Source organism: Frankia alni ACN14a (genome assembly GCF_000058485.1).
Lineage (GTDB): Bacteria > Actinomycetota > Actinomycetes > Frankiales > Frankiaceae > Frankia > Frankia alni.
Map to the genome: position 1 here is coordinate 2,005,061 of NC_008278.1, position 13,264 is coordinate 2,018,324.

The 13,264-nt window shown below is 74.0% G+C and carries 7 protein-coding genes; 5 read left to right on the forward strand and 2 right to left on the reverse strand.

Annotated features, from left to right (window positions below; translation table 11 throughout):
* Positions 1 to 165 precede the first annotated feature (165 nt).
* On the reverse strand, positions 166 to 2,715 hold the full coding sequence (gene pepN, locus FRAAL_RS08020) for an aminopeptidase N (protein ID WP_011603035.1): 2,550 nt from the start codon (positions 2,713 to 2,715) through the stop codon (positions 166 to 168).
* 1,099 nt (positions 2,716 to 3,814) lie between these two features.
* Here pepN and FRAAL_RS08030 point away from each other — a divergent pair.
* Genes FRAAL_RS08030 through FRAAL_RS08040 form a run of 3 tightly spaced genes read left to right on the forward strand, consistent with a single transcriptional unit; the run spans position 3,815 to position 6,222 of the window.
* Complete coding sequence (locus FRAAL_RS08030; protein WP_050997338.1) at positions 3,815 to 4,996, forward strand: AI-2E family transporter; 1,182 nt, start codon at positions 3,815 to 3,817, stop codon at positions 4,994 to 4,996.
* A 46-nt stretch (positions 4,997 to 5,042) separates the two neighbouring features.
* Positions 5,043 to 5,714 carry a mycothiol-dependent nitroreductase Rv2466c family protein gene (locus FRAAL_RS08035; protein ID WP_011603038.1) on the forward strand — a complete coding sequence of 224 codons (672 nt, stop codon included), beginning with the start codon at positions 5,043 to 5,045 and terminating at the stop codon, positions 5,712 to 5,714.
* A gap of 19 nt (positions 5,715 to 5,733) precedes the next feature.
* Entirely contained in the window at positions 5,734 to 6,222 is a 489-nt protein-coding gene (locus FRAAL_RS08040) for a ribose-5-phosphate isomerase (protein ID WP_041939008.1), read from the forward strand.
* Here FRAAL_RS08040 and FRAAL_RS08045 read toward each other — a convergent pair.
* A complete protein-coding gene (locus tag FRAAL_RS08045) occupies positions 6,165 to 6,620 on the reverse strand; it encodes a hypothetical protein (RefSeq protein WP_041939009.1) in 456 nt (151 codons plus the stop codon). The genes FRAAL_RS08040 and FRAAL_RS08045 overlap by 58 nt on opposite strands.
* 836 nt (positions 6,621 to 7,456) lie before the next feature.
* Between FRAAL_RS08045 and FRAAL_RS30270 the strand changes: the two genes are divergently transcribed.
* Positions 7,457 to 8,944 carry a glycosyltransferase gene (locus tag FRAAL_RS30270; RefSeq protein WP_231861687.1) on the forward strand — a complete coding sequence of 496 codons (1,488 nt, stop codon included), beginning with the start codon at positions 7,457 to 7,459 and terminating at the stop codon, positions 8,942 to 8,944.
* 298 nt (positions 8,945 to 9,242) lie between these two features.
* Entirely contained in the window at positions 9,243 to 13,262 is a 4,020-nt protein-coding gene (locus FRAAL_RS35755; protein ID WP_011603042.1) for a DUF3367 domain-containing protein, read from the forward strand.
* Positions 13,263 to 13,264 lie beyond the last annotated feature (2 nt).

Below are 13,264 nucleotides of genomic sequence, written 5' to 3' on the forward strand. Positions count from 1 at the left end.
GACACGCCGGCGGGGCGGACCCCCCGACCCTGCGGATCGCCCTCCTCGGCCGCCCGGCTTCCGTACGCCCGCGCGGCGGGCACGCACGATCGGTTCCGGCCCGCTCGACGTCGGCCGAGACGCCTGCTACGGCGTCTCGGCCGACGTGGGCCGAGTCGCGGTCGCCTACGCCCCGGCGGCGGCGTCCTTGGCGCGGGCGGCCAGCGCCCGGACGAGGCCGTCGCGGCCCTCGAGCAGGGCGCGGCGCAGCGGCGGTGTCGGGTTGCGGTCGGCGAGGTACGCGTCGACCCTGGCCACCGTCTCCGGCTCGATGACGGAGGACGGGAAGAGCATCTGGGTGATGGTCGAGGCCGTGTCGAAGCTGCGGGTCTCCCAGATCCCGCCGATCTCGTCGAAGTAGCGGTCGACGTACGGCCGGGTCACCTCGAGCTGGTCGGAGATCCAGAAGCCGCTCATCGTCGCGACGGCCAGGTGGTTGGACAGCTCGTCAGAGTCCATCACCGCGGACCACGCGGCGGCCTTCGCCTCGGCGCTCGGGCGGGCGGCCCGCGCGGTGGCCGCGCGCTTCTCGCCGGTGGCGGTGCGGTCGCGGGCGAGCTCGGCGTCGATCTCGGCGTCGCCGTAGACGCCGCGGGCCACGAGCTGGGTCAGCAGCGTCCAGCGCAGCTCGGTGTCCAGGACGAGACCCTCGATGACGTCGGTGCCCTCGAACAGTGCCCGCACCCGGGCCACCTGGTCGGCGTCCTCGGCGCGGGCGAACGTGGTCGTGTAGACGAGCTGCACGTCGCTGCCGGGCGGCGCGGACCGGGCCAGCTCCTCGGCCCGCTCGGTCAGCGCCCGCAGGGCCGGCGTCCGGTTCGCCGGCTCGCCGTAGGCGTCGATGGTGAGGTCGGCCTTGGCAAGCAGCGACTGCACCACGCCGATGTCGTCCTCGGCGGTCACCCCGGACAGCACGAGCCGGACGTAGTCGCGCGCGGCGAGCTCCGCGTCGCGCGTCATGTCCCACGCCGCCGCCCAGCACAGCGTCCGCGGCAGCGACTGGGAGATCGCGCCGATCGACTCGACGAGGGTGGCCAGCGAGCGCTCGTCGAGCCGGACCTTGGCGTAGGTGAGGTCGTCGTCGTTGAGCAGGATGAGATCCGGCTGGCGGGCACCGACGAGCTTGGGCACCTCGGTCAGCTCGCCGGTCACGTCCAGCTCGACCCGTTCGCGGCGGACGAGCGCACCGGTGGTGTCGCGGTCGTACAGGCCGATCGCGAGCCGGTGGGGACGCAGCGCCTTCGACGCGGTCGGCGGGGCGCTCGGGGGCTCCTGCACCACGTCGAACGAGGTGAACAGGCCCGAGGAGTCGGTGAAGAAGCGCGGGCGCAGCGTGTTGACGCCCGTCGTCTCCAGCCACTCGGCGGACCAGCTCGTCAGCTCCCGGCCGCTGGCGTTCTCCAGCTCGTCGAGCAGGTCGCGCAGGGAGGTGTTCGCGTACTCGTAGCGGCGGAAGTACGTCCGCAGCCCGGACAGGAACTCCTCCTGCCCGACCCAGGCGACGAGCTGCTTGAGCACCGAGGCGCCCTTGGCGTACGTGATGCCGTCGAAGTTCGTGCGCACCGCGTCCATGTCGGGGGCGTCGGCGACGATCGGGTGGGTGGAGGAGAGCTGGTCCTGCCGGTAGGCCCAGCCCTTCTCCGCATTGGCGAAGGTCGTCCAGCCGTTGGTGAACCGCGTGGAGCTCACCTGCGCCAGCACCGACATGTAGGTGGCGAACGACTCGTTGAGCCACAGGTCGTCCCACCAGCGCATGGTGACCAGGTCGCCGAACCACATGTGCGCCATCTCGTGCAGAATCGTCTCCGCGCGGCGCTCGCGGCGGGCCTCGGTGACCTTGGCCCGGAAGACGTACTCCTCCAGGAACGTCACGCAGCCGGCGTTCTCCATCGCACCGGCGTTGAACTCCGGCACGAAGAGCTGGTCGTACTTGCCGAACGGGTACCGGTAGTCGAACACGCGGTGGTAGAAGTCGAAGCCGGCCTTGGTGATCTCGAAGATCTCCGCCGGGTCGAGGAACTCGGCCAGCGAGCGCCGGCAGTACAACCCGAGGTCGATGCCGTCGTGGCGGTCGCGGACCTCGTGGTAGGGACCGGCGACGAGCGCGGTGATGTACGTCGAGATCACCGGCGTCGGGAGGAACCGGATGGTGCGCACGCCGATCGCGGCCTCCGCGACCGCCGCGACCGCGCTGTTGGAGATGGCCGACCACTCGGCCGGCACCGTCACCGTCAGCGTGAACGTCGCCTTCAGGTCGGGCTGGTCGAAGCAGGCGTACATCCGGTGCGCGTCGTACGTCTCGAACTGGGTGTACAGGTAGACGGCCTCGTCGACCGGGTCGACGAAGCGGTGCAGCCCCTCCCCGGTGCGCGAGTACACGCCGTCGCCCACCACGGTGAGCCGGTTGGACTCGGCGAGGTCGTCGAGCCGGATGCGCTCGCCGTCGAACACGGCGGCGGGGTCCAGCGACCTGCCGTTGAGCACGACCTCGTCGACCTTGGCGGCGGCGAGCTCGACGAACGTCGACGCCCCCGGCTCGCGGGCGGTGAAGGTGACCGCGGTCGACGTGCGGAAGGTCCCGGGGCCGGTCGTCAGGTCGAGTTCGACGTCGTAGGACGCCACGTTGAGCAGGCGGGCGCGCTCGCGCGCCTCGTCGCGGGTGAGATTGTTGGGCACCCGGTTCCTCTCGGCAGGCACGGACTTCTCGGCTGGCACTGCATTCCCGCGAAACGTACCCGCGAACGGGCGCGTTCGGCGTGTTGTCGGGCACGCGACCGCGCCGGCCGGGGCGACCCGCCGCGGCGGCCCGTGGCCCCGGACCCGCACTCCCGCGCCCTGGACCCGCGTGTTCCCCCGCGGCGCGCCGCCACGCGGAACCTTGCCGCCACGTGGAACACCTGCCGCCGCACGGACCCGCCGCCGCACGGACCCGCCGCCGCACGGACCCGCCGCCGCACGGACCCGTCGCCACACGGACTCGCCGGCGTCGGTCGGCCCAGGTGGCCGCGGCACGGTCGTTGCCGTCGGCCCAGTCTCCCACGCGACGGGCAGGGTCTCCCGTGTGACGGGCGGGGCCGGCCACGTGACGGGCGGGGTCGGCGGGGTGACGGACGGGGTCGCTCACGTGCCGGGCCGGTCCGGATGCCGCCGGTGGAGGTGGTCCGCCGGGGCCACGCCGGGCGGCGGTGCGCCGGGGCAAGCTCCGGATTGTGGCGATTCACGCGGGGTAGGTCCTCCGTCCCCGGGCCCGGTGCGGCACCATGGCGACATGTCCCGCACGCGCGGGGCGCTGTGGGTACGGGAGCCGGAGGGGGCGCGGGTGAGGCGGGTGGCCGGGCTGGGCCGCGTGCCCGTGCGTCGGCGTTCGGACGGGTCCGGGACGGGTGCCGGGGGAGCGCCGGCCGGCCGACCGGACCCGGGCACCGGCGGCGCGCCACCGGACTCGCGTGGGAATGCAGGTGCCGCAGCGGGCGGCGGTCCGGGCACCGGCGGCGGGCCCGATTCGGCCCCCGGCGGTGGTACTGCTGTCGGCGGTGGTACTGCTGCTGGCGGTACTGCTGCTGGCGGTGCGGCTGCCGGCGGTGCGGCGGCGGAGGATCCCGCGCGTTCCACGGCGCACACGAGCTCCGGGGCGCATTCGATGAGCTCTGGGGCGCATTCGGCGAGCTCTGGGACGCATCTGGCGACCGAGGCCGCGGGCGATCCCGGGTCCGGGGCCACCGTGGCCGGGGTGGGCAGCGGCCTGCGGCAGGGGATCGTCCCGCGCCGGCTGCGGATGCTGCGGGCCGCTCGGGCGGCCCGGCTGGACGAGTCGGGCGAGACCGGGTCGTCGGCCGCCATCAGCTCCGCACAGGGCGCCGCCGCCATCGGCTCCGACTCGTCACCGTCGACCGCCGCTCGCGCCGAGGAGCACATCCCGGTCTCGCTGCGGGTGTCGGCCGGCTGGTCGTGGCGCCTGATCATCATCGGCGCGGCCGTCTACATCCTGCTGATGGCGATCGGCCGGGTCCGGGTCGTGGTCATCCCGATCATCGCCGGGCTGCTCATCGCGGCGCTCATCCACCCGCTGGCACATCGGTTCCAGCGGCTCGGCCTGCCGCGGCTCGGTGCGGCGTTCGCCGCGCTGTTCGTCTTCTTCGCCGTGCTCGCGGGGGCCGCCGTCGCCGTCGGGTTCAACGCCGCTAACGAGATCCCGACGGTCAGCGACCAGGTCAGCGAGGGCGTCGAGCAGATCCGCGGCTACCTGACCAACGGGCCGTTCCACCTGTCCCAGAGCCAGATCGACGATCTCGTCGACGACATCCGTCGCAACCTGGCGAACAACCGGGGACGGCTGGTCTCCGGGGTGATCTCCGGCGCGTCGGTCGCGGCCGAGGTGATCACCGGTCTGCTCGTCGCGCTGTTCTCGACGTTCTTCTTCCTCTACGACGGCGATCGGATCTGGGACTGGATAGTCACCCGCTTCCCCGCGGGGGCGGAGGACCGGGTGCGCGGTGCCGGCCGGGAGGCCTGGCTCACGATCACCGGCTACATCCGCGGGACCGTCTTCGTCGCCGCCGTCGACGCCTTCGGCATCGCGATGGGGCTGGTCGGTGTCGGCGTGCCGCTCGTCGCGCCGCTGGCGCTGCTGACCTTCTTCGGCGGTTTCGTGCCGATCATCGGGGCGACGGTGGCCGGCGTGGCGGCGGTCCTGGTCACGCTCGTCTCGGGCGGGGTGACCGACGCCTTGATCATTCTGGCCGTCGTGCTGGCCGTGCAGCAGATCGAGGGGCACCTGCTGCAGCCGCTGGTCATGCGCCGGGCCGTGCGGCTGCATCCGCTCGCGATCGTGATCGCGCTGTCCGCCGGCGGCGTGCTGGCGGGCATCCCCGGGGCGATCGCCGCCGTGCCGTTCGTCGCCGTGGTGAACCGGGTGGCCGGATATCTCGCGGCGACCGGGAAGCGTCCACCGCCCTGACCGGTTCTACCCCGGCGAGCGCAGTCGTCGATCGAGGAGGCCTTCCATGACCACCGAGACCCTGTCCACCCCGGCGCCCGCACCGGGAGCGGCGGCAGCCGAGGACGATCCCGGCACGGTTGTCGCCGACCTCTGGTTCGACCCGCTGTGCCCGTGGGCGTGGTTGACGTCGCGCTGGCTGCTGGAGGTGGAGAAGGTCCGCCCGGTCCGGGTCCGCTGGCACGTGATGAGCCTCTCCGTGCTCAACGAGGGGCGCGACGACCTGCCCGAGCAGTACCGGGAGTTGCTGGCGAAGGGGTGGGGCCCGGTGCGGATCTGCATCGCCGCCGCCGAGCGGCACGGTGAGGGCGTCCTCGCCGCGCTGTACACCGCGCTCGGCCGCCGCCGGCACGTGGAGAAGGCCGAGTTCGACGAGGCGACCTTCGTCGCCGCCCTGACGGAGGCGGGCGCGGATCCCGCGCTCGCCGCCGCGGCGAGCTCGACCGAGTGGGACGCGAAGGTGCGGGCCAGCCACGCCGACGGCATCGGCCGCGTCGGCATGGACGTCGGCACCCCGGTCGTCGCGGTCGGCGAGAACGCGTTCTTCGGGCCGGTCATCACCCCGGCACCCAAGGGCGCCGACGCCGGCCGGCTGTGGGACGGAGTGCTGCTGGTCGCAGGCACGCCCGGCTTCTTCGAGCTCAAGCGCTCCCGGGACGTGGCACCGATCTTCACGTGATCAGGCATGATGACGCATCATGCGCGTCCATCTAGGTTCCGACCATGCAGGATTCCACCTGAAGGCGGCGCTCGCCGAGCGCCTGGTGGAGCTGGGCCATGCGCCTGTCGACCATGGTCCCGTCGAGTACGACCCCGACGATGACTACCCGCCGTTCGTCCTGGCGGCGGCGCGGGCCACCGCGGCCGAGCCGGACAGCCTCGGCATCGTCATCGGCGGTTCCGGCAACGGCGAGGCGATCGCGGCGAACAAGGTCGTGGGGGTGCGCGCGGCGCTGGTCTGGAGTGAGCAGACCGCGACGCTGGCCCGTCAGCACAACGACGCCAACGTGCTCAGCCTCGGTGCCCGCATGCACACCGTCTCCGAGGCGCTGGCGTTCGCGGAGGTCTTCCTCACGACGCCGTTCAGCGGCGAGCAGCGGCACGTGCGCCGGCTGCGGATGCTCTCCGCCTACGAGCGCACGGGCGAGGTCCCCTCGGCGTCCGGCACCGCCTCCTCGGCGTCCTGACCGGCCGGCCGACCCGGCGGGGCGGGGGCCGGCGGGCGGGGCGCGGGCGCGGGCCGGCGAGGTCCGGCGGACCGCCCATCGGGTCGCCGCGGTGGCCGCGGTCGGCGGCCTTCGCCCCGTCCGTCCGCCGCAGCCTGCCCGTCCGCCGCGGCTGGCCCGGCGGCCGTCGCCTGCCCGGCGGCTACCGGGGTGGTGCGCTGGCCACGGCGCAGCACGACCACCCGCTCCGCCTCGGCGAGGTCGTCCTCGCTGGGCTGGGCGGCGTCGCGCGCCCGCATCGCCGTCGCCGGGGGCAGCCGCGAGCGTCCGGCGCCGACCAGGCCGCGTAGCTGCGCGTCGGAATCGCCGACCTGGGGCGAGCGCACGCGCGGGCGGCCGGCGCGTTCCGACTGCGGCATGGACCCTCCTTCGGCTGCCGCCCCGCGGCGCCACCGGGCGGGCGCGGCCACCTCGACGAGTCTCGCGCCGGCCGCCGGCGACGTGATCGTAGCCCGCGGCCGTGTGATACGCCGGTCACATGAGCGGAATCGGGGTCCGATATGGCGCCCCGCGCTGATGACGCTGATGACGCTGATGACGCAGTGCGATGCCAGCTGCCGTTCTCGTGCCTCGTCGGAGGTCCCGCCCTCGCTCGCGGGCACCCGGACGCCGGGGCGGGAGACCGCGTCGAGCTCGGTGCGGCCGCTGTGATCGGGCTCGAGCGGCGTGGGTGACGTGGTCGTCCACGGCGGGCGTCGGCCCTGGCGGCGTCGGTCTGCCGGCAGTCGGGACGCCCCTGCCGCGGTGGGAGGCCGTGGGAGCGGCGGATTCCACCAGCCCCGTGGCCGTGGTGAATCGGCGCGAGGAATGCCTGCATAGTGCTCCAGGTGGTCATTCCTTGTTGGTGGGGAGACCGGGCGGATATCTGACCGTCGGGAGTTCGTCGCTTTCCGTGATTGATCATTCTCGTCCGCCCGCCCTGGCGCCGTCCACCCGCTGTCCGATCTGTTCTTCGGTGTCCGTATGCTGGGCGCCGCTGGGACGCCCGATAAGCAATGTATGGCCGATAAGTGCCTGTCGCGGAGCGAAGGGGACGAAGGTCGGGATGGTGGACTTTGGTGCTCATACATTGACACTCTTGGTGAATCGTCTGAAACTGCATGCTGATCTCGTCCAGCCGTCACCAATCGCTGCGCCCTCGTCGGCGTCTGTCACCGGTCCGCCGTCGCAGCCTAGGAGTTGAGTCTTGGACAGCGTGCCCGTCAGCGTCATCATCCCGGCCTACAACGAGGCGATGCGCCTGCCCGGTTTGCTGGCCGAGCTGGTGTCGGTGATGCGCAAGATTCCCGACGCCGAAGTGATCTTGGTTGACGATGGGAGTACCGACGGCACCGCCGCCGTCGCGGAGGGGTATCTCGCCGAGGTGCCGGGTGGCCGGGTGCTACGGCTACCGTGGAACTCGGGCAAGGGTGCGGCGGTGCGCGCCGGTGTGTCGGTTGCGCACGGTGCCTCGATCGTCTTCATGGACGCCGACGGCGCCTCGGACGTCAACGACCTGCCGTTGTTGCTGGCCGCTCTGGAACATGCCGAGGTGGCGCTCGGCTCGCGCCGCATCGGCGCCGGCGCGGTGCGTAGCAGCGGTCGCCGGGTCGGTAGCTGGGCCTTCAACCAGATCACCCGGTCGCTGGCGAGCCTGGATGTCGCCGATACCCAGTGCGGATTCAAGGCGTTCCGGGGGCAGGAGGCGAAGCTGCTGTTCAGCCTCGCCCGCTCGACGGGATTCGGCTTCGACGTCGAGGTGCTCTCGATCGCCCGCTCGATCGGCTACCGCATCGCCGAGGTCCCGATCCACTGGGCGGAGATCCCCGGCGGCACGTTCCGGGTGACCCGGCACACGCCGGCGATGATCGTCGACGTGGTGCGGGCCCGCCGCTACCTGGGCCGCGCCGCGCCCGGCCTCGTGGTGCCCGCCAACCCTGTGTCGACCGTCCAGCCCGTCCCGACCGTCCAGCCGGTCCGGCCCGAGTCGGCCGTCCAGCTCGGTGCGGCCGGCCAGAGCCACTCGCCTGCCCAGCCCGCTACGGCCGCTCAGCCTGCCTCCGCTGTCCCGCCCGTCTCCCGTGACCCAGCCGTGTCGCGTGGCCCGTCGGTCCCGTCCGACTCGTCCGCTGCGCCGGCGCGCGGGGGCGCGGCGCGGCGCGGGGCCCCGGCGGCGCGTCCCGACCGTGCCGATGGGCTCGGTCGGCCGGTTGTCGGCGCGGTTGCGCGTGGCCCGCTGTCGCCGCCGCGCCGCCCGAGGCCCGAGACGGTCCAGCCGGCGGCGGCGCGCCGGGGGGACCCGCCTGCGGGCGTTGCGGGCTCCGATCGCTCCGCGGCGGACCGCTCTCCGGCGGACCGCTCTCCGGCGGACCGCTCTCCGGCGGACCCGGTCGTGCTCGGCTCGGCCGCCGAGCCCGCCGGCGCGGGCCGCACGTCGGACGCCGGGGGTGCCGCGTTGGTGCTTCCGAGTGCCACGATGAGCCTCCCGAGCGCGGGTGTGAGCCGGCTCGCTGGCTCGAGGGTCGCCCTCGCGCACCCCGGGGAGACCGTCGAGGAGCCCGTCGTGACCATCCCGACGCCGGGCGGGGAGCCGACGACCGCCGCCACGGCCGCGCTGGCCGCGGTGCTGGCGACGACGGTGGGCCGCGGCGAGCTGTCGGTGCGTCCCGCGCCCGAGCGGGACGGCGCGGCCCGCTCGTCGTAGCGGTCGCCCCACCGGCCGCCCGACCGTCGTCGCCGTCGTTGCGGCCGTTGTTGCTTCCACGCCGGGACGAGATGCCATCGGGTGTTATCGGCCGGGGAGGGGCGAGACATCCCGGTTCCGGTGCCCTGGGTAGGGTCGGGCATACCTGTTCTCGACCCTGGAGTCAGCGATTCTCTCCCCCGCCCGCGGTCCCGTCGCGACGGCGACCGGCCCGCGCGCGTACCGGTCATCCGCCGCCTTCACCTCCGCCGCCTCGTCGCCGCGCGCCCGCCGGACCTCGCGGTGGCCGCTGCTCGGGATGGCGGTGGGGTTCGCGGTGCTCTACCTGCTCCAGGCGCCCGGCCGGCTGACCGCGGACACCAAGCTGGACGTCCCCCTCGACCCGTGGGGCTTCATGGGCCGGGCCACCCATCTGTGGAACTCCCTCGCCGAGTTCGGGTACCTGCCGAACCAGTACGTCGGCTACCTGTTCCCGATGGGGCCCTTCTTCGGCCTGGGCAAGCTGGTCGGCCTGCCGCCCTGGGCGACGCAGCGGCTGTGGATGGCGCTGCTGCTCACCGTCTCGTCGTGGGGCGTCGTGCGCCTCGCCGACGCGCTGCGCCTCGGCGTGCCCGCCACCCGGGTGCTGGCGGGGCTCGCCTACACGCTGTCGCCGATGTTCCTCGGCAAGATCGGGGCGACCTCCGTCGCGCTCGCGGGCGCGGCGATGCTGCCCTGGATCACCCTGCCGCTGATCCTCGCGCTGCGCCCCGACGGCGCCCTCGGCGCGGACACCGGCACGGCCGCGGCCCCCGGCCCGCCGGACGGCTACGGGTATCCCGACGGGCAGGATCCGGCCGCCGACCCGGCGCGGCGACTGTCCCCGCGGCGCGCCGCGGCGCTGTCGGGCCTCGCCGTCGTGGGGACCGGTGGCACCAACGCCACCGTCACCCTGTGCGTGCTGCTCTGTCCGGCGGTGGTGCTCGCGTTCGCGGGCGGGACCCGCCGGGCCTGGGCGCTGCGGGCCTGGTGGGTGGTCGCGGTCATCCTCGCCACGATGTGGTGGCTGCTGGCGCTGATGGTGCAGGGCCGCTACGGGCTGAACTTCCTGCCGTACACCGAGACCGTCCAGACGACGACGGCGACCACGTCGGTCGCCGAGACGCTGCGCGGCGCGACGGACTGGATGGCCTACCTCCAGCTTCCGCGTCCCTGGCTGCCCGCGGCGACCGAGTACGTCTCCCGACCGGTGCCGATCGTCGGCTCCGCCGCCGTCGCCGCGATCGGGTTGTGGGGCCTGTCCCGGCCGGACCTGCCGGCCCGCCGGTTCCTGCTGGTGACGCTCGCCGTCGGCACCGTCTCCGTCGCCGCCGCCTACCCGGGCGACCCGGGCAGCCCGCTGTCGGGCGTGGCGCGCGACCTGCTCGGCAACCAGCTCGGCTTCCTGCGCAACGTCTACAAGTTCCAGCCGGTGGTGCGGCTGCCGATCGCGCTGGGCGTCGGGCACGCGCTGGTAGCCCTGCCCGTCCGGGTCCGCCGCGCGCCCACGCGGCTGCGCCGCGCCGCCGGCCGGCGGGGCTGGGCGCGCCCACGGGCCGGCGTCACGACGGCTGCCGCCGCGGTGACGGTGGCCGCGCTCGTCTGCGGCATGACTCCCGCGCTGTCCGGCCGCGCGTTGCAGCCCCGCCCGTTCACGCAGGTGCCCGACTACTGGGTGCAGGCCGCCGACTGGCTCGGCGGGAACCCGCAGGGCGGCCGGGCGCTGGTGCTGCCCGGTTCGCCGTTCGCCGAGTACGACTGGGGCCGCCCCCTCGACGAGCCGCTGCAGTGGCTGGCGAAGACACCCTGGGGGGTTCGCAGCCTCATCCCGCTCGGCGGAGCCGGGGTGACCCGGCTGATGGACGGCATCGAACGCGAACTGGCCGCGGGCTCCGCGCCGGGGCTCGCCGACGCCCTGGCCCGGGCCGGCATCGGGCAGATCCTGCTGCGCAACGACCTGGAGCAGAAGGACTGGGACATCCCCCCGTCCACCGACGAGCTGCACCGGGCGCTGCGTTCCTCCGGACTGACGCTGGCCGCCTCCTTCGGCCCGCAGGTGCCGGCACGCGCCTCGGCGAAGGAACGGCTCGTGCCGGAGCTGCGCAACCCGAAGCAGAAGGTGCCGGCGCTGGAGATCTGGACGGTGCCGACGGGCGCGAAGCTTGTCCAGTCCTACGCCGCCGACAGCGCCGTCGTCGTCTCCGGCGGACCCGAGGCGACGGTGCAGCTCGCCGCGCAGGGCCTGCTCGGCGCGGACCGGCCCGTCGTGCTCGCCGCCGACCTCGCCGGCCCGTCGGCCGCGGCGACGGCGCCGACGAGCCCGAACGCGATCAAGGTTGCGCCGGGGGAGGTGATCGGCCCGTCGACCGCCTGGGTCGACACGGACACCCTGACCCGCCGGGACAGCACGTTCGGCATCGTCCACGACGCCACCTCCTACCTGCTCGGGCCGACCGGCAACGCCGTGGGCAGGACCGGGGAGCCCAACCAGTGGGCCGAGGACGACGTGGCCGGTCACCAGACCGTCGCCGGCTTCGTCGGTGGCATGTCGGTCACGGCCTCCTCCTACGGCTACGACCTGCTCGCCGCGCCGGATCTCGCGCCGCCGGCCGCCGTCGACGGGTTCACCGCGACAGCCTGGACGGCGATGCGCAAGAAGGGCACCACCTCCGCCGGCCAGTGGATCCAGCTCGACGTCGGTCACCGGATGGCCGTGCCCTACATCGACATCCGGCTGCTGTCGGAGGGCCCCTGGCGACCGGCCGTGCGGGCGATGCGGGTGACCAGCGAGTCCGGTGCGGTCGTGACCGAGGTGTCCCCGGTGGAGGACGTCCAGCGCCTCGCCGTCCCGCCGGGGGAGAGCCGCTGGTACCGGATCACGTTCGAGCGGGTCGACCGGGAGAACGACGACACCCTCGGCGCCGGCATCCGGGAGATCACCATCCCCGGGGTCACGTTCGAGCACTACGCGCAGCTCCCCGACGACGTCGGCCGGCTGTTCGCCGGGGCCGACCAGGGGACCGTCGCCTTCTCGCTGGCGCGGGAGCGGGTCGACCCGGCGCAGCCGTTCGGTGGTTCGGAGGAGCTGGCGCTGTCCCGCCGCTTCGACGTGCCCCGTGAGATGACGTTCACCGTGAACGGTACGGCGAGCTTCCTGCCGCCCCCCCGGGGGACCCCGCCCGCCGACGACGAGCCGCTGGTCGTGCCCTGCGGTAGTGGTCCCAGCCTGATCGCCGACGGGAAGCGTTACCCGTTGCGGATCACCGGGCGCAACAGCGACGTCACCTCGGTGCTGCCGGTGAAGGTCTCGCTGTGTACCGACGGGGGCCGCCTCGCGCTGCCTGCCGGGACCCACCAGCTGCGCGTCGACCAGGGCCCGACCTCGATCCTCGTCGACTCGCTGGCGCTGGTCGGCGCCGGGCGCCAGCCGGATGGGCAGGCGGCCCGCGCGACGCAGGTGCGCCAGTGGGGCGCGGAACACCGCAGCGTCCAGATCGGGGCGGGTGAGCGGGCGTTCCTGGCCGTGCGGGAGAACGCGAACACCTCGTGGACCGCGAAGCTCGACGGCACCACGCTGACGCCGGTGCGTCTCGACGGCTGGCAGCAGGGCTGGATCGTGCCGGCCGGCGCCGGCGGCACCGTCGTCATCGACAACGTCCCCGGCACCGAGTACCGGCGCAACCTGATCGTCGGGCTGCTGCTGCTCCTGGTGCTCGTCGGGCTCGCCGTGCTGCCGGAGCGGTTCCGGCTGCGGCGCCGCTCCAACGAGAACGGGTACCCGGCCTTTCCCCCGCTGCCGCGGGCGACCCGGCTGCCGGGGGCAGCGTCGCCGGGCCGTGCCGTGCGGGTGCTGTGGACGGGGCTGGCGATGGTCGCGCTGGCCCTGGTGGCCGGCCCGGTCGCCCTGGCGGTGCCGGTGCTCGTCTGGTTCGGGCGGTCGCGTCCGCAGGTGCTGGGGTGGCTTGCCGCGATCGCGATGCTCGGCGCGGGCATCGGCGTCGCGGCGGAACCGAACAGTCAGCCGGGGGCGGGGCACGGGGCGTTCGGGGTGCCCGTGCAGGTGCTCGGCGCGCTGGCGTTCGCCGCGGCGCTCGCCGCGCTGGTCGTCTGGGTCTGGCAACGGCCCACGGACCCGGACGTTACCGAGGCCGGCGGTGGCGGTGGCGACGGTGCTGGTCTCGGGGGTGCTGGTCTCGGGGGTGCTGGTTACGACGGTGGGGGTTTCGTCGCTCGGGCTGGCCGTGTCGGGCGGCGGACTTCCGGTGGCGGCCCATGGTCGGCAAGCAAGAGACTGGACTAGCG

Excerpts from the sequence above, each read along its gene's own strand:
- FRAAL_RS08030 (WP_050997338.1), top strand. The coding sequence starts at position 3,815 with ATGCTGCGGGCCGCTCGGGCGGCCCGGCTGGACGAGTCGGGCGAGACC.
- FRAAL_RS08035 (WP_011603038.1), top strand. The coding sequence starts at position 5,043 with ATGACCACCGAGACCCTGTCCACCCCGGCGCCCGCACCGGGAGCGGCG.
- FRAAL_RS08040 (WP_041939008.1), top strand. The coding sequence starts at position 5,734 with ATGCGCGTCCATCTAGGTTCCGACCATGCAGGATTCCACCTGAAGGCG.
- FRAAL_RS35755 (WP_011603042.1), top strand. The coding sequence starts at position 9,243 with ATGGCGGTGGGGTTCGCGGTGCTCTACCTGCTCCAGGCGCCCGGCCGG.
- FRAAL_RS08045 (WP_041939009.1), bottom strand. The coding sequence starts at position 6,620 with ATGCCGCAGTCGGAACGCGCCGGCCGCCCGCGCGTGCGCTCGCCCCAG.